We start from the raw sequence: 15,914 nt of genomic DNA, 5'->3' as shown, positions 1-15,914 counted from the left end.
TTAAGGAGGAATGAGGAATGATTTTTTTAAGGATATAGAACATTAGTAGAAAATATATTTATTTTGAAGTTAAATCCAAGTATCAAAAATGAAAACCTTATTTATCCAAAACAAATAATCCGCATAAAGTAATGGGGATGGAGTTTCTATAATGTACCCTATGAAAAAAATATCAGCATGAATGCTATTTAGACAGCATTCATGCTGATACTTTTAATAAAATCCATTGATGACTTATGCTCTATTTTTAATTTTAAGAGCTACTAAGTATCCAGTCAAAAGGAGAATCAACACACGTATAATTCTGCCAGCGTATTGTCCCACAGAACCATCTTCTTGATTTGATACAAATTCACTTGTGTAATAAAATAAAATAGTCGCAATAATGAAGTATAATAAATATCCTAAATATCTCATTTTGTGATATCAATCCATCCATTCTTTTTATACCAATCTTTACTATCAATAATATTTGCTATTATACTTCCTGGATTATAATAGTTTAGAGCAAAATCAATAGCTACACCAATTATTGTTGCTATTGACACACCTCGTATTGTTTTAATTTTAAGTTTTTTAGCTTGTGCTGTAGCGACTCTCGATAGAGTTTCTTTAGCTTTTTTAGCTCCTTTCTTTTTAATGTAATTCTTTACGCCAAATACTGTTCCTCCAACTACTCCGAAGATTACTACGTTAAATGCTGCCGCTGCAAGATTGACTCCAACGGCAATCTTTCCTTTTTTCTTAGCAGCATAAGCTTTATCAGCAGCGAAGAAATTTTCTATTTTGGAAAATAAAGTATCATCATCTGTGTTCAATTGTTCTTCATATTTCTCCTCTAGCTCCTGTTGAGTGGCTTCTAAATCATTAAAAGTTTCAGAACTTCCATCGAAAAGATTTATAAGTGCTTCTTCTAATAATTCTACTTCATCAGTTCCAGAAATAGTAGCTGTTTCCTTAACAATTTTCAAGAATTTATCTTTCTCTGCATAATCCATTTTAGAGATATCTAAATCCTCAACTGCAGCTTCAAAATCAAAATTACCATCAAGTATTTCTTCAGTAAATTCTTCTGCATCCTCACCTGTATATACGCCTAAATCTTTAAGCTCTGAATCACTTAAATTATCTAATTCTTTATAGGTTAAATCTTCTAAATTTCCTTTATCATTAAAGAATTCTTCTTCAAAGTTTTGCGTTGGCGGACTATCAGCTAAAGATGAAATTGGTTCTGTAACTGTAGAAAAGAAAAAAACAGTTGCAACAAATAATAGTAATTTCGAAAGTTTTTTCACACTATATCCTCACTTTTTTGTATTTATGGATATATTATACAGCGTTTACAAGATAAGTCAATAGATTGATAGCTTGAGTTTTCAATACTGATAGATTTATCCATATATTTAGTATTTTTTGTGAACGAAAAGGAATCCACCTAGAAAATAAAGAAGCCTCTTATAGAAAGGAGGAAAGAAAATATGAGTGTTATAAGACTATCTAAAAGCCATTTTATATATAATAATCAAATCCGTTGCACAATTTGCAATAGGAATATTTTGTTGAACGAAAAAATATATGTAGATGCAGTACATACCCTAACACACCAACAATGCGGTTGTTATAGAAAAACAATCGACTATGGAACTTTAAAAGAAATAATAGCTCAGCACCCAAAATGGTTTCCACTAGATCACTAATCTGTATACCGATGTAAAAAATAATGATTAAGTAACTTTTCTGTGTTATTTCTTAGATTGTAGTTAAAGTATCGATGTACTTCATGATATCCGTTGATATAAAAATTATATTCCGTAAAAGCTTCATCACTTTCACCCTTGACCAATTTCCATTTATTTTTAGACATCTTATTATTATTTTCTCGCATATCTTTTTGTACCTGTTTCATTGTGTGTTCGATTAAGTTTAGATAGGCTTGATTGAGTTTAAACGGTGTAGTCTCAGCTACTTTATAATCTCGCAAGTACAGTATGAAGCATCGGTAAGTATATAGCATTCTCAAAAATGTCTCTTTCTTCATCATTAAGTCTACTCATAACATCTGCTCCATTTATGCTTTTTCTACGTCCACAAGTTTTCTAAAAGAGATGTAATGTATATAATCTTTCTCGTCTTGAATACGCAGCTGGTTATTAAGGTAGTCAATATAAACAGTACGGCCAATCAAAGTATCTATATAACCGTTGTTAAAAAGGCTAAATTTAAGCAGTTGATTATATTCCATGCCTTCATGTATTAGTATGTCTATATCATTTAATTTATCCTCATCTAAAACAGGCTGTTCAATCTTATTTTGGCTCTCAATAACTTCTTTTACTCCTGCTACATGTTCAGGCAGCATCATCGCTACCCACTTTTTAGTACCCCGGTCTTTTAACATATCCCCAACTCCTTTTCGATAGGATAATTATATAAGAACAATTGTTCGGTTTCGGTGTGTTTTCGAACGAACGTTCGTATATAATATATCCAAAAGGGAGGTAGTTTATGATGATAAAGCAACTAGAAAGAGCATTTGTGGAAGGTAAACCAATTGAGATTATCTATATTAAGAAAGATAATTCAGTGTCTCAAAGATCAATTTTAGTAAATAGAGTAACCGAAACATATATAAAGGCATATTGCTTAGCGAAGAAACAGCCACGTATCTTTAAAGTTGATTCCATCTTAGCTGCTTCCTTCAAAAAAGAGAAGGGGGAATTATTGCATGCATAAGCCTTTTTGAAAAACCATTTGACTAAGTCATTGGAACTTTATAAACGATGCACAAAAAAATCCCCGCTCTTTGTAAGTGGGGATTACTATTATTATTGAAATGCAAAGTCTGCTCCGTGCTGTGCCTGTTCATTAGTAAATCCATCAAATACTAGTTGGTCAACAAGTCCAGACTGTGAAAAACTTGTGTAATCCAGATAGCTTTGTGCTGTCAGCTCTGCTTGTTCGTTCCAATCTACTTCCGTGTCCATTATTTCCATAGCATAGTTAATTGAGTCTTGTGAATAGCCTTCAAATGATAATTGATCAGCAAGTCCTTTATGACTGAAAGAAGTGTAGTCGATATATCCTCTAGCAGCACTTAAAGCATTAGCACCTTCAACTCCAGCGGCCGCAGCTTTCTTCTCTGCTGCTTCTTCTTCAGCTTTCTTCTCAGCTTCAGCTTTTGCCTTTTCTGCTTCTTCTTCAGCTTTCTCCTCAGCTTCAGCTTTTGCCTTTTCTGCTTCTTCTTTAGCTTTCTTTTCTTCTTCCTCTTTGGCTTTTTTCTCTTCTTCAGCTTTTTTCTTTTCGGCTTCCTCAGTTGCAGCCTTTTTTTCGGCTGCTTTCTTCTCAGCTTCTTCTTTTCCAGCTTTTTCACTACTATCATTTGTTGAAGCTACTTCTTCACTTGTCTTTTCGTCTGTAGTTGGAGCGGTTTGATCAGAATCTTCGCCCATATTTGCTAAGGAACCGATAATGATGACCGCTAATAACCAAACCCACCACTTTTTATAAAATGGTTTTTTTACTTTCTCCTTCTTAGCCAAGTTGACTTCCCCCTAATTTCCTGTATTTATCTATCTAGCAACAGTATTTTACATTTACAGAGAAAATAATACTATAGATTCGACAAAACTAGACAAAAGGAAAATGATAGAAAAGACCCGACTCGTTTGAGAAGGGCTTCTTTTTATAAATCCAATAGTTGTTTCTTCTTGTCTTCAAACTCTTCTGCTGAAATAATTCCATCATCAAGTAATTCTTTAAATTTACGAATTTCACTTGCTGTATCAATTTCTTGTTTGTTTTCTGAATTCTGACCACTTTTCATACTTAAGAATAAAGGGATTTATAGACCGGGATAATAAGGAGATTAATGTATCCTATATAGCTGCCTCCTTCATTACTAAACACTATAAGCTGCACGCATAAGAAAAGCCTACTCAATAGAGGGGGCTTTTCTTTTAATTAACAAACACCCGTTGAATTTAAGTGTAACACTTCACATTCCTTGAAGATTTAAAATGTAATATAACTGATTAAAATAATGAAGAAAAATAGTGTTTCAAGATTAATAATAAATGGATTCGCTTTTATCTTTGATAAAACCTTAACTCGTTTTAATAAACTTGTATCTAGCATTATAAATAAATAATAAAAAAGAAGTAAACTAAATAAAAACATAAGACTTGTCATTATCACTTGTTCATCTTTCCAGAAAGTGATGCATAGAAATACTGACCAAATACATTTAAAAATATTAGCTACTAGTTCAAATGGATTAGATAATGTTGCCATCATATAATTACCTTGACTTTCTGTAATAGATTTATCATCATTATGTTTTACCATATATGTAATGTGTCCTGTTTGAAGAGACATTGAAATAATTAGCATAAATAAATATGCTAATCCAAATATAGAGCCTACTTGTAGGGACTCCGAATTAAATAATTGATTTAATGCCAATGGTAAAGGTAACCACATTGCATACATTAAAGCCATCAATATGTGCATAAAAGCAAACTCGTTACTTTTAGCCATCTTTTGAAATGTAAAAACAATAATTAAGAAAATTATAATTCCTATCCAGCCCATAATTATTGTAGAAATTAACATAAGTTCCCCCTAAACTCCCTTAATTGATTTATACTTTATTTACGTTAACCTGCCCCTTTTTTACGATTCACCCCATTTTCACGATTATTAATCCATTTCGACAAAATAACTAAGAAATCCTGTTTTTTGTTCCATTAACCTGCCACTTTTCTACCATAAACGTTTCACTTATTACAGGAATGCTGCCCCGTTTGTTATATAAGACAAACTCAACACATTTTATAGAGAATTACATCAATTATTTAATAAGCGAAGTTATATATACGGGAGTACTAGATAGGTAAAGTAAGCAAAGCTTACGATGTAGTACATTCCTTAAATAGGAGTTTTTTTGGAATAATAAGAACTAAGCTATATTCACCGGACGCAAAAAATAATACTTGTTTGAATCAGAGGAATATTTTTAAGAATCTAAAGAATATATTATTTATTGCTCCTTTTGTTAATATTCAATGCTATCATTTCTAACTTACTAATCCATTTATAATAACCCAATATCATAAGTAGGAGAATAGGTACAATAATAAATTCAAACCACAATTTCCACCAGCCTAAATGAAAATAGCCCAAAGGTTCAGGGAGTAAAGTCAGTGCTTCATACATTGTAATCCCTGCTGTCCAGTAAGCAATATATAATGCCTTTTTAATAATACTGTGGTTAAATGGAAAGTAGCTTATAAATAGTATATTGATTGGAGGAATTAAAATCGTGTGTGCAAAAACTCCAAACCAATCTACACCTTTATCAAAATACCAATACCCTCCGTACTTAAATTCAATAATCACATCAAAACTGATCTGAAAGGCAATAGTAAAAGTCCATAGACTTACTTTTCTGTTCATTGTAGGTATTTTATTTTTCTTATATGCAATGAAATTAAATAAGATTATTGAAATAGTAAGCAAGACCATAAATTGTTTTCTTCCTTTTTTATAGTAGATTTTCTGAATGAATCTAACAATACATAATTGTTTTAATTAAATAACTAATTAAACTAGAATTAAATAGCTCAATTTCCTAGGTTTCCTATTCAATAAAACTGCACCGGTATTACCAGAAGAACTCAAATAAATAGTTAAAGGAATACTGCCGTATAGTTTTAAAATAAGCATACGGTCTTTAAATTTTTTATTTTAAAACGTTCTTCCTTTTAAGAAAAACATAATATTTATATACGAGATAATAGGGAAACAGATAGGAAAAAAAGGTAAACATAAAATTCCAATCATTTCCGTAAATAATCTTTCCAGTTAAGACATATATCACTTCAAGTAAAGTTGTAAATAATGATATTAAAAAGATATAAAGAAAAGGACTCTTCCTTCTTTTAATAAAAAATATTAAGTAACTTGCTAATATTGGATAAATACCTAAATTAAATGGTAGAAAGGAAAATGTATTATTAGAGGAATTTACCTTCCAAAAGTTCAAATAAAAACCTAACTCATTTACAGTAAATGCTATTACTGAAAAAAATGGGCCAATGAGTGGGATTATCAATCTATCCTTTTTGTAAAGATGAAAGCACCCAACAATCCAAGGCAATATAAAGACCATCATGACATTAAAAATCATATTATTTTTCCTTTTTATTTTTATCTTTTCCTCAGAACTGAATTTTATTTATTTCAAGAGCATTATTATTGGTAAATATTTTCACTTAAGACATTTCCCTATCTTCCCCGGTTGTATAATAAAACAATCTCAACAGAATATACGGAAAAAGGCTCCAATAGTTATTTAAGTGTAGTTTAAATATAACTCGGAGTACTAGATGTCAAAGTAAGCAAAGCTGAAGATTATTTATAGGAATTTTTTTTGACTAATAAGTACAAACTCTCATCTCATATAAATGAATGAGGTGATGACAACATGAAGGTCAACATTATCGAGGGCCCTAATACGAATAAAGTTATTCAAGATTGCTATCATTATATTGTAAAGAAATATAGAGAGGAGCAAAATAATCTTGATAGGGATTTACGCAAGGGTCTCGACAGAGGAACAATTAAAGGGATTCAGCATAAACGGCCAGATTGAAGAGTGCGTTCAATTAGCTGGAAATGAAGAATACCTTAAATATGTTGATGAAGGAATAACTGGCGAAATAATGAATAGACCTGCTTTGACTAGATTACAAGACGATATTGAAAATGGACTTATTCATAAAGTGATATGTTATGATCCTGACAGATTATCTAGAAAGTTATTAGTACAGCTAATGATTACGGAGACACTGCAGAAGAATAACGTAGAGTTGCAGTTTGTCAGAAGCGATTACAAAAACGACGCTGAAGGACAATTGTATTTCCAAGTTAGGGGTGCCTTTTCTGAATTTGATAAAGCTAAGATTAAACATAATACTATGACAGGAAGATATCGAAAAGCCAAGTCTGGCAAGGTTGTTAAAAACAATCATTTATATGGCTATCATTATAATAAAGAGAAAGAAACATACGAAATAAATGAAGAAGAAGCAAAAGTGGTCAGAATGATCTTTGACTATTACACCAATCCAAACAGTAAATTTCAAGGGATAAACGGTATTGCTCTTCACCTAACAGATATAAGTATTCCAACAAAACGTGGTGCAAAGGTCTGGCATCGGCAAGTAGTTCGTCAAATATTGATGAATGAAGCATACACAGGTAATTATTATCAAAACAAATATGATACGGTTGGTAATTATGTAAAAAAACAAGCAGGGGAAAAAGTGGAATATGGAAAAATCAGGCCGGAAGAAGAATGGTTAAAAACGGAGATACCTGCAATTATTTCACTAGAACAATTTGAATATGCCCAGTCCCTATTAGAGCAGGGGAGAAGACGCCAAACAAAAGTAAGCTTTCATCAGTATTTATTATCTGGTTTAGTAAGATGTGATCGTTGCGGAGGAACAATGACAGGTAAAAAAACGAAATCGCATGGTAAAGATTTTTTTATTTACACATGTCGCAAAAACTATGCTGGTTCAAAATCAAAGGGATGCGGTAAACAGATAAGCGAAAACAAATTAAATAAGTATGTGTGGGACACTATAGTGGATTTACTCAGCGATCCAAAGAAAATTGCTGAATTTAGAGAACAAGATGAAAAGACCTATTTAAAAGAAGAAATGGAATACGTCTTAGCAGAAATAGAAAAAGCTAAGAAGGGCCGCAAGCGTTTATTCCAACTTGTCAGCCTAAGTGAAGATGATGATATGGATCTGGAAGAAATCAAAGAACAAGTAAGAAATCTTCAAATAAAAGAAAAGAAGTTACAAGATAAGTATAACGAAATGTTAAATGAAAATGAAGTAGCTGCAGGTAAAGAACCAAGTGTGGTTGCCTTGGAATCTGCGATCAATATGTTTATGAAGAATAAGAAAAACGAATTTTCTTTTGAGCATAAACAAGAAATATTGAGAAGGGTAATTAAAGAAGTAATGGTTGTAGATAGTGAGACTATAAATATACAAATCTTTTAATGTAGTACCCTATTGTAATCAAGAACGAAATCCTTATGCACCTGAGAGCTTTGAAAAAAACCAAAAAGGATGTTTCCCTGCATGATCCAATTGGTCAGGATAAAGAGGGGAATGAAATTAGTCTTATTGATGTTCTAAAATCAGAATCGGAAGATGTTGTAAATACGATTCAGTTGAATATGGAGCTTGAGAAAGTAAAGGAATATATTGATGTTTTAGATGAAAGAGAAAAAGAAGTAATCATCGGCAGGTTTGGTCTAGATTTAAAGAAGGAAAAGACGCAACGAGAAATTGCAAAAGAATTAGGGATTTCAAGAAGCTATGTTTCAAGAATAGAGAAAAGAGCATTAATGAAAATGTTCCATGAATTTTATCGAGCAGAAAAGGAAAAAAAGCGGAAAAATGAATAAAAACTTTACATAAGGATGTTCTATAGATTTGCATTCTTATGAGGAAATCGTTTTATATAGACACATCGATAACGTATTTAAAGGATAGAAGAGCAGCTTAGTCGCTTAGTTTTTTAAGGTTGACTAAGCGGCTTTTTCTATCTTTTATATTTTGCGTAATGAAGGGATTCTGTATTGTCGGTTGCTACCGTTTTTACAACTTCGCCTTGCCGATTTTTATAAATTTCATATTCACGGTAAACTTCCACTATAAACCCATCTTCTTCTTTTGTTTCTTCTAATTTATATTCAAGATCCGGAGCTCCAAATATTTCATCTCCATTACTGCTAACTTCTTGCTCTTCCTTTATAGCTCCGTAAAAGAGAACATTATTTTTGTTAATTTTTGCGGTTGGTGTTTCTATGTAAGCAATAAAACCCAATAGAATGATAATGGATATTAAAGAGATTTTTTTCATTTTGTCTCTCCTCCTTCCATACATTGTATGCATGTCCTTTAGAAGTATGCGAATAAGAAAAGGGGGAATGACTGCATAATTGGAAAATTTAATCATTTTTGGAGTGGGTAAATCATATCGTTAGAAAGGTACAGGCCATACTTTTTTAATAATGAGAAGGGAACATTAACAACCTTAGAATGCAAAAAATGTCTCACAAAAATTTTCACTTCTTGTAAATGTTTTATAACATTTGTAATATACATGAAATATAAAGATGCTGCAAAGCAGAAAAGATTAAAGTTTATCGAAGGGGTTGAAGACCTGTGTTTATGAGACATATACTATTCATTACATTATTGATATCCTTTATTAACAATTTCTGGCCCATTCCTAATATAGATGATTTGCAGGGTGTTACATATCAAGAGGGTGCCGAAATTTCCATTTCTGAGCTAAAAGATACGGTAAGAAGTATGCAAAAAAAAGCTGATATCATCTCCTATTTAACGATGAAGCATGAAGTAGTAAGTGGGGAATTATATAACAATGAAGTTTGGAGATTTGACTTGGGTTTAAAAACACCATATCAATTTACTGCTGAAAATGACAGCATCGACATAGAAGGTCTGCAAAAAGGAATGGTTAAATTTATCGTGTTTTTTAGTTTTGGAGAAGATGAGAATTCCATTATCAGTAAGTCCATATATTATTGTGATGAAAATGATTCCATTCATGAGGTGAAATTTATCGAGAATACAGAAAGAGAGAGTATTATCTTTTCATAAAAGAAGTAAATCAAGAGAGAAAAATTATCTATCTTTTCAGCTCTGCCTATTATGCAAGCAGTTTCCCGGAGATAATAGGGGTAGATCTAACATTCGATATATAGGCTTTTAAACAAGCGAATTTTCACCACCTATCTATACTATTAGAAAGGTGGTGAAAAGCATGGTTAAAATTTTTATCGATCCTGGTCATGGTGGTTCAGATTCTGGTGCAGTAGGAAATGGGCTGCAAGAAAAAAATATTACCTTAAGTATTGCCCGACAGGTTAGAAGTTTTCTTCTGAATGAATATGAAGATGTGGAAATTCGGATGAGTCGCAATAATGATTCAACTGTAAGTTTACCCGCAAGAGTGAAAGCTGCCAATAACTGGAATGCTGATTTTTATCTTTCTATTCATGTAAATGCTGGTGGGGGTAATGGCTTCGAAAGTTATATTTATCCGGGAGTTGGCGCACCTACGACCACTTATCAGAATGATATTCATAAGGTAGTTATAGATGAGACAGGATTTAATGATAGAGGAAAGAAAAAAGCAAATTTTCACGTATTAAGAGAAACAATCATGCCTGCTTTGTTAACAGAAAATGGGTTCATTGATACAGTAGCAGATGCGAATCAGCTAAAAGATAGTAATTTTATTACGAAGATTGCAAGAGGGCATGTCCAAGGATTAGAAACGGCCTTTTCTCTGCAGAAGAAGAAAAGTCAATCACCAATCTATCGTGTACAAATTGGAGCTTTTAAGGAAAAGGAAAACGCAGAAAAAAAAGCAATGGAAGCAGCTGAAAAGGGATTTGATACAGCTATTTTATTTCGAAACAATCTGTTTAAAGTACAAATCGGTGCATTTAGTAATAGAACGAATGCGGAGCGTTTAGCAGAAAAAGCGAAGAAAGCTGGATTTCATACGTTTATATCTCCTTAGAAAGAGAAATAACATTTTTAAATAATTAACGGAAATATAGGAAAAAGTTAGAAACGGGACAATTGCCTAAAACATTCACAACAAATTAAGAATATTTTATAGAAAGAGAGGAGGAGAATAAATGGCTGGTTATGGATACCCAAACCAAGTACCAGCAGCTGTTCCGCTTGGTGGAATCGGACCTGCACCATTTGGCTATGGTGCCCCTTATCCTGCTTATGGCGGTGTATATGGTGGTTTCTGGTACGCATTTTTAATCATTCTTTTTATTGTTATCATTCTATTTTGGGGTTTTTGGGCATTTGGTAGTTTTTATCGCTAAGGGAAATAAAAAAAAATTTAGATGTTGGAATAGTAAATATAGTGATTGCTGATGAAATAATGGACAATACAAGCAAGCTGCTTCATATCGACTCTAGCATCATGTATCTTTTTAAGATAACGATGCTTTTTCTTTTGTTATCAGAAATATTTTACTATTTTTACAGAAAGAATGGAAATATTTCGATAGTCAAACTATAATGACATAGTAGTAGCAGTGAAAGGAGTGGAGAAAAGTGAAGATAGAAGAATATCAAGCTACATGGGATTTAGAGGGTTTATTTCCTGGAGGAAGTAATTCTCAAGAGTTTAGAGAGCATTTAGCTATGTCATTGGATGAAATCGAAAAATTATCAGCATATGTACATAAGTATGAGCCATTACAGGAGACGGACAAAGATTCTTTGCAGCAAATTGTGAATCAGTTTGAAGTTGTCGTAAAAAAAGTAAGACAAGCAGGTGCTTTTGTCAGCTGTTTAGAGGCGCAGAATATGGAGGATAAAGGAGCAAGTACATTAAGAGGTAGAGTAACTGAATTAAGTGCTGTGTTTCAAAATGTGTTAACGGTTCTTGATGGGAAATTATCCTTATATAGTGATATGGAATGGGATTCCTTATTTAAAGGAAATAATCTAGAAGAACTTTATTTTGTGCTGTCAGAAAGAAGAGCGGCAGCTAAAGAAAAATTATCTGAAGAAGAAGAAACATTGATAAATAAATTAAGTGTTGATGGCTATTATGGCTGGGGCCAAATGTATGATACCGTCGTTGGGAAAATTCAGATTCCTTTTGATGAAGAAAATCTCTCCGTTGGACAAGCTGCCAATAAATTTTCAAATCCTGAACGCGCAGTTAGAAAAAAGGTGTTTAGAGAATGGGAAAAAGCATGGGACGCAAATGGGGAAATTCTTGCCAAAACATTAAACCATTTAGCTGGTTTCCGATTAAATGTTTATGGGATGAGAGGCTGGACTAATTTCTTAAAAGAACCGTTAGCGATTAATCGGATGCAAGAAGAAACATTGCAGGCGATGTGGAATGCAATTTCAAAGAAAAAACAGCCATTTGTACAATTTTTAAATAGAAAAGCTAAATTGTTAGGATTAGAAAAATTAAGCTGGTATGATCTGGATGCTCCTCTTGGTAAAATAGAAACAAAAATGTCTTACCAAGAAGGTGCCGAATTTATTATTAAACATTTCGAGCAATTTGGTACGGAAATGTCAGGATTCGCAAAGAAAGCGTTCGAAGAGAGATGGATTGAAGCAGAAGATAGAAAAGGGAAAAGGCCAGGGGGCTTTCACACCTATTTCCCTGAAAGTGCTCAGTCACGCATTTTTATGACGTATTCTGGTACGCCGTCAAATGTTTCAACTTTAGCCCATGAATTGGGCCACGGTTTTCATACATACGCTATGCGGGATATGCACACATTAAATAGAAATTATGCAATGAATGTGGCAGAAACAGCGTCTACATTTGCGGAAATGATAGTATCAGATGCAGCATTAAAGGCTGCATCATCAGAGGATGAAAAGCTGGTCTTATTAGAAGATAAAATTCAGCGATCTATAGCATTGTTAATGAATATTCATGCTCGTTTTCTTTTTGAAACAAGATTTTATGAAGAACGTCAAAATGGATTAATTTCAAAAGAGCAATTAAATATGTTAATGCTTAACGCACAAAAAGAAGCATATGGGGACGCTTTAGATGAATATCATCCTTCTTTCTGGGGCTCAAAATTGCATTTTTATATTACAGGTGTACCTTTTTATAATTTCCCTTATACATTTGGTTTTCTATTTTCACTTGGAATCTATGCAAAAGCATTGGACGAAGGAAAAGGCTATGAAGAGAAATACATTGCCCTATTAAGAGATACAGCAAGCATGACAGTAGAAGAATTGGCATTTAAACACCTTCAAATTGATTTAACAAAAGAGGATTTCTGGAATAGTGCCATAGATCTTTGTATTAAGGATGTAGAAGAATTTTTAGCGTTAACGAATGAATGAAAGAGCTTTTTATCTGATTTTTCAAAGGATACAGTAAGGAATAGAATTACAGGCATTCGTTTAAAAGGATAAATGTAGATAAAAGACCTCCTACATACCAAAAGCTGCTGGTGTGAAGGAGGTCTTAATTTTTTGATGAATAGCTTTAGTAAATGCTTATATTTTTCTCCATTTGAAACTTCCAATCATCAGAATGGAAAGAATAAGCATAAGAAATAAATAAATATGGCTCGGTATAAAAGTGAAAAATAGACAGCTAAAGGTTAAAATACAGCCAGCAGCAGTTATCGGCAGGCCTGTAAAAAAACCATGACTTTCCGTAATGTTAAATCGAGCTAATCGAAAAGCGCCACACACAATATAAAGGACTGTAAAGAAAGATCCTGGTGCTCCCAACTCAAATAAAATACCTTGGTACGCTAATAATGCCGGTGCTACCCCAAATGAAATGATATCACTCATAGAATCAAGCTGTTTGCCAAGCTCTGATTCGATATTGAATTTTCTGGCAGTCATTCCATCCAGTCTATCTGCTAATGCAGCGATAAAAATAAGCAGTAGACTTAATTGGAGATGTCCCTTTAAACTATAGATAATTGCAAAAGCACCTAATGAAATATTTGTTAAAGTTAACACATTAGCGAGTTGAGTTTTAATTTTCTTGATGGTTTGTTCTAAAACTCCATGTAAAAACATTAGATTCACTCCTAGTATGAAATGATTTGCATTTCATACAACTATTTTTTATATAATCATATATAATTCTAATTAGTATATGATTATTCGTAAAGAAAAATTTTTATTTATTGGAGGATTGCTTCATTGAAAGAAACAATTTATCGATTTTGTATTGAACTGACAAATGGAAGATGGAGTTCCTATTTGATTAAGAAATTTGCTTATTCTAGATGGAGCCGATATATAATTCCTTCCTTTGCAAAAGTTTATAAAATAAATATAGAGGAAATGGACAAACAACTAAAGGAATACGGATCCTTGCATGAATTTTTTATTAGAAAATTAAAAGCTAACTGCCGAAATATTCATGCTGATCATGGAGAAATAATTAGTCCTGTTGATGCTGTGATTGAGGATATTGGAGAAGTAAGAGAAGATTGCTCTATTTTAGTTAAAGGAAAAACCTATTCTATTCATGAAATGCTTGGTGATGAAAAGACAGTGGATAAGTATATTGGTGGAACTTATTTAATATTTTATTTAAGCCCAAGTCATTATCATCGTATTCATTGTCCTGCCACAGGTACCGTAACAAATCGTTGGACACTTGGAAATAAATCGTATCCTGTTAATAAATATGGTTTAAAGTGGGGCAAATCTACCCTCTCCAAAAATTATCGTTCTATAACGGAATTAAAGACAGAGGAAGGAAACGGGATCTGTATTGTGAAGGTTGGTGCCATGTTTATTAACTCTATCGTCCTAAATCATAAGAAAGACCGCGTAGTTCAAGGAGAGGAAATTGCCTATTTTTCATTTGGCTCAACTGTTGTGTTGCTATTTGAAAAAAATACATTTAAACAGAAAGGCTTTCATTCCATTCCATATCCGGTTAAAATAGGAGAGGTTATTGGAGAGCTTCGCAAAGCGTAATGATACAAATTTAATAGTTTAAAAGAAAAACAGCCTTTTTAAGGCTGTTTTCAAATGGAATGTATAATTATTACTATTGGTTTAAGAGGAGACTTTTATCTTGTTGCTTAAAGAACGTCGGTGAATCTCTGTTTCGATGAGACGAATAAATTCAGGGCTTAAATTTAATTCCCTTGCTTTATGATAGGACTCAATCAATAATTCATCTGACAGTTTTCGCATGCCAGAAACACCTCCATTCGAATATAATGAGAAGATTTTCATAGAAAACATATATAAATGTTGTTATTTTCAGTGTTGAAATAAGGTTTTAAAAAAATTTGCTGATTAAAAAGTGCATACAAGATGGATCAATCGACAATGTTTATCAGAAAACGAGCTTGTCTATGTAAAAAATTTGCTATGTAGAAAACACTTTTAATCTTCTTTTTTAGTAAATTAATCTTGGAAGTTTTTTGGATATTATATTGTATCCTTACTTTAACAAAAATAAACATAGAGAACAACTGTTCGTTTATCCACAGCGCTCAGTGGATAACCTGTGATTATTTTGTTGAGAACTATGTGGACTATATGTAAATCAATGGGTATTATGTGTATAATGTTATCCACATATGTTGAAAAATGCGTATTTTGTCGAAAATTATTTTGCTATTATTAAAAAAAGCAAGAATATGGTATCTTCTTTAAGAAGAAAAACGGTATAATATTATTTTCTTCTATCGAAAAAATGGTTACCATAACAATAGGAAGACATACTGGTTAAACTATAGAAATGAAAGAGTTAAGAGGTGTTTTTTAGTGTTAAATCAATTTTTGCCAAATCAGTTTGTTAAAAATATATTTGAAATTTCCCCAGATGATTTAAAGAAAAAAGGAATAAAAGGCATCATAACAGACTTAGATAATACGTTAGTAGAATGGGATCGCCCGCTTGCGACTCCACAAATAATTGAATGGTTTGCAGAAATGAAGAGAAATGACATTAAAGTCACAATTGTTTCCAATAATAAAGAAGCAAGAGTAAAGTCATTTTCTGACCCGTTGCATATTCCTTTTATTTTTGCTGCTAGAAAGCCGCTTGGCCGTGCTTTTAAAAAAGCTATCATGCAAATGAATATAAAAAAAGAAGAAGCAGTTGTAATTGGGGACCAATTATTAACAGATGTTCTAGGTGGGAATCGTAGTGGGTTTCATACCATTTTAGTCGTGCCTGTTGCGCAAACAGATGGGTTTATGACCAGAATTAATCGTAGAATCGAAAGAAGAATTTTAAATTGGTTTCGTAGAAACGGAAAATTAACTTGGGAGGATTAATAC

17 protein-coding genes and 2 pseudogenes are annotated in these 15,914 nt (G+C 32.5%); 9 read left to right on the top strand and 10 right to left on the bottom strand.

Annotated elements, in window-relative coordinates:
* Positions 1 to 413: 413 nt before the first annotated feature.
* Both NSQ92_RS14315 and NSQ92_RS14310 read right to left on the bottom strand, forming a co-directional pair.
* Positions 414 to 1,295 carry a hypothetical protein gene (locus NSQ92_RS14315; protein ID WP_095259009.1) on the bottom strand — a complete coding sequence of 294 codons (882 nt, stop codon included), beginning with the start codon at positions 1,293 to 1,295 and terminating at the stop codon, positions 414 to 416.
* A 773-nt stretch (positions 1,296 to 2,068) separates the two neighbouring features.
* Positions 2,069 to 2,398, bottom strand: a complete 330-nt coding sequence (locus NSQ92_RS14310; RefSeq protein WP_095259006.1) for a YolD-like family protein — start codon at positions 2,396 to 2,398, stop codon at positions 2,069 to 2,071.
* A 107-nt stretch (positions 2,399 to 2,505) separates the two neighbouring features.
* Here NSQ92_RS14310 and NSQ92_RS14305 point away from each other — a divergent pair, with 107 nt between their 5' ends.
* Complete coding sequence (locus tag NSQ92_RS14305; protein ID WP_412973485.1) at positions 2,506 to 2,733, top strand: WYL domain-containing protein; 228 nt, start codon at positions 2,506 to 2,508, stop codon at positions 2,731 to 2,733.
* Positions 2,734 to 2,825: 92 nt separating this feature from the next.
* Here the strand turns inward: NSQ92_RS14305 and NSQ92_RS14300 are convergent, their stop codons facing one another.
* The 5 genes from NSQ92_RS14300 to NSQ92_RS14280 form a co-directional block, all read right to left on the bottom strand.
* Positions 2,826 to 3,539, bottom strand: a complete 714-nt coding sequence (locus NSQ92_RS14300; protein WP_321198357.1) for an Ltp family lipoprotein — start codon at positions 3,537 to 3,539, stop codon at positions 2,826 to 2,828.
* A gap of 143 nt (positions 3,540 to 3,682) precedes the next feature.
* Positions 3,683 to 3,823, bottom strand: coding sequence for an SHOCT domain-containing protein (locus NSQ92_RS14295; protein ID WP_095259004.1), 141 nt, complete (start codon positions 3,821 to 3,823; stop codon positions 3,683 to 3,685).
* Between the two features lie 188 nt (positions 3,824 to 4,011).
* Positions 4,012 to 4,509, bottom strand: a complete 498-nt coding sequence (locus tag NSQ92_RS14290; RefSeq protein ID WP_235850127.1) for a hypothetical protein — start codon at positions 4,507 to 4,509, stop codon at positions 4,012 to 4,014.
* Positions 4,510 to 5,034: 525 nt separating this feature from the next.
* On the bottom strand, positions 5,035 to 5,523 hold the full coding sequence (locus NSQ92_RS14285) for a hypothetical protein (RefSeq protein ID WP_144546692.1): 489 nt from the start codon (positions 5,521 to 5,523) through the stop codon (positions 5,035 to 5,037).
* 217 nt (positions 5,524 to 5,740) lie between these two features.
* The gene (locus NSQ92_RS14280) at positions 5,741 to 6,187 is read right to left on the bottom strand and encodes a CBO0543 family protein (RefSeq protein ID WP_061801333.1); all 447 of its coding nucleotides are present in this window, start codon (positions 6,185 to 6,187) and stop codon (positions 5,741 to 5,743) included.
* A gap of 394 nt (positions 6,188 to 6,581) precedes the next feature.
* Between NSQ92_RS14280 and NSQ92_RS14275 the strand changes: the two genes are divergently transcribed.
* Together NSQ92_RS14275 and NSQ92_RS14270 are read left to right on the top strand one after the other, a co-directional pair.
* Positions 6,582 to 8,081: a recombinase family protein gene (locus NSQ92_RS14275; protein ID WP_341152890.1), complete on the top strand. Its 1,500-nt coding sequence runs from the start codon at positions 6,582 to 6,584 to the stop codon at positions 8,079 to 8,081.
* Positions 8,082 to 8,098: 17 nt separating this feature from the next.
* Positions 8,099 to 8,491: pseudogene (locus NSQ92_RS14270) on the top strand (sigma-70 family RNA polymerase sigma factor); the annotation flags it as partial.
* A 137-nt stretch (positions 8,492 to 8,628) separates the two neighbouring features.
* Here NSQ92_RS14270 and NSQ92_RS14265 read toward each other — a convergent pair.
* The gene (locus NSQ92_RS14265; protein WP_047941334.1) at positions 8,629 to 8,949 is read right to left on the bottom strand and encodes a hypothetical protein; all 321 of its coding nucleotides are present in this window, start codon (positions 8,947 to 8,949) and stop codon (positions 8,629 to 8,631) included.
* Positions 8,950 to 9,260: 311 nt separating this feature from the next.
* Between NSQ92_RS14265 and NSQ92_RS14260 the strand changes: the two genes are divergently transcribed.
* The 4 genes from NSQ92_RS14260 to NSQ92_RS14245 all read left to right on the top strand — a co-directional run bounded on the left by NSQ92_RS14260 (position 9,261) and on the right by NSQ92_RS14245 (position 12,983).
* A complete protein-coding gene (locus NSQ92_RS14260) occupies positions 9,261 to 9,716 on the top strand; it encodes a hypothetical protein (protein ID WP_341152889.1) in 456 nt (151 codons plus the stop codon).
* 163 nt (positions 9,717 to 9,879) lie between these two features.
* The gene (locus tag NSQ92_RS14255) at positions 9,880 to 10,644 is read left to right on the top strand and encodes an N-acetylmuramoyl-L-alanine amidase (RefSeq protein ID WP_172867096.1); all 765 of its coding nucleotides are present in this window, start codon (positions 9,880 to 9,882) and stop codon (positions 10,642 to 10,644) included.
* Positions 10,645 to 10,765: 121 nt separating this feature from the next.
* Positions 10,766 to 10,966, top strand: coding sequence for a sporulation protein YjcZ (locus tag NSQ92_RS14250; protein WP_251687556.1), 201 nt, complete (start codon positions 10,766 to 10,768; stop codon positions 10,964 to 10,966).
* Between the two features lie 235 nt (positions 10,967 to 11,201).
* On the top strand, positions 11,202 to 12,983 hold the full coding sequence (locus NSQ92_RS14245) for a M3 family oligoendopeptidase (protein WP_341152888.1): 1,782 nt from the start codon (positions 11,202 to 11,204) through the stop codon (positions 12,981 to 12,983).
* 156 nt (positions 12,984 to 13,139) lie between these two features.
* On the opposite strand, the gene pssA is transcribed toward NSQ92_RS14245, so the two are convergent.
* The gene (gene pssA / locus NSQ92_RS14240; protein WP_341152887.1) at positions 13,140 to 13,679 is read right to left on the bottom strand and encodes a CDP-diacylglycerol--serine O-phosphatidyltransferase; all 540 of its coding nucleotides are present in this window, start codon (positions 13,677 to 13,679) and stop codon (positions 13,140 to 13,142) included.
* A 126-nt stretch (positions 13,680 to 13,805) separates the two neighbouring features.
* Here pssA and NSQ92_RS14235 point away from each other — a divergent pair, with 126 nt between their 5' ends.
* Positions 13,806 to 14,594 (top strand): phosphatidylserine decarboxylase, encoded by a 789-nt coding sequence (locus NSQ92_RS14235; RefSeq protein WP_047941328.1) that lies wholly within the window; start codon positions 13,806 to 13,808, stop codon positions 14,592 to 14,594.
* A gap of 81 nt (positions 14,595 to 14,675) precedes the next feature.
* On the opposite strand, the gene NSQ92_RS14230 is transcribed toward NSQ92_RS14235, so the two are convergent.
* Positions 14,676 to 14,816 carry a sporulation histidine kinase inhibitor Sda gene (locus NSQ92_RS14230; protein ID WP_016202937.1) on the bottom strand — a complete coding sequence of 47 codons (141 nt, stop codon included), beginning with the start codon at positions 14,814 to 14,816 and terminating at the stop codon, positions 14,676 to 14,678.
* A gap of 555 nt (positions 14,817 to 15,371) precedes the next feature.
* Between NSQ92_RS14230 and NSQ92_RS14225 the strand changes: the two are divergent.
* Positions 15,372 to 15,911: pseudogene (locus tag NSQ92_RS14225) on the top strand (YqeG family HAD IIIA-type phosphatase); the annotation flags it as partial.
* Positions 15,912 to 15,914: the final 3 nt, after the last annotated feature.

The organism is Niallia sp. FSL M8-0099 (assembly GCF_038006945.1).
GTDB lineage: Bacteria > Bacillota > Bacilli > Bacillales > Cytobacillaceae > Niallia > Niallia circulans.
This window is presented reverse-complemented; position numbering and strand designations above follow the sequence as displayed.

Coding starts and splice junctions, on each gene's coding strand:
- NSQ92_RS14310 (WP_095259006.1), bottom strand. CDS start 2,398: ATGTTAAAAGACCGGGGTACTAAAAAGTGGGTAGCGATGATGCTGCCT.
- NSQ92_RS14305 (WP_412973485.1), top strand. CDS start 2,506: ATGATGATAAAGCAACTAGAAAGAGCATTTGTGGAAGGTAAACCAATT.
- NSQ92_RS14295 (WP_095259004.1), bottom strand. CDS start 3,823: ATGAAAAGTGGTCAGAATTCAGAAAACAAACAAGAAATTGATACAGCA.
- NSQ92_RS14290 (WP_235850127.1), bottom strand. CDS start 4,509: ATGCACATATTGATGGCTTTAATGTATGCAATGTGGTTACCTTTACCA.
- NSQ92_RS14285 (WP_144546692.1), bottom strand. CDS start 5,523: ATGGTCTTGCTTACTATTTCAATAATCTTATTTAATTTCATTGCATAT.
- NSQ92_RS14280 (WP_061801333.1), bottom strand. CDS start 6,187: ATGATTTTTAATGTCATGATGGTCTTTATATTGCCTTGGATTGTTGGG.
- NSQ92_RS14265 (WP_047941334.1), bottom strand. CDS start 8,949: ATGAAAAAAATCTCTTTAATATCCATTATCATTCTATTGGGTTTTATT.
- NSQ92_RS14260 (WP_341152889.1), top strand. CDS start 9,261: ATGAGACATATACTATTCATTACATTATTGATATCCTTTATTAACAAT.
- NSQ92_RS14255 (WP_172867096.1), top strand. CDS start 9,880: ATGGTTAAAATTTTTATCGATCCTGGTCATGGTGGTTCAGATTCTGGT.
- NSQ92_RS14250 (WP_251687556.1), top strand. CDS start 10,766: ATGGCTGGTTATGGATACCCAAACCAAGTACCAGCAGCTGTTCCGCTT.
- pssA (WP_341152887.1), bottom strand. CDS start 13,679: ATGTTTTTACATGGAGTTTTAGAACAAACCATCAAGAAAATTAAAACT.
- NSQ92_RS14230 (WP_016202937.1), bottom strand. CDS start 14,816: ATGCGAAAACTGTCAGATGAATTATTGATTGAGTCCTATCATAAAGCA.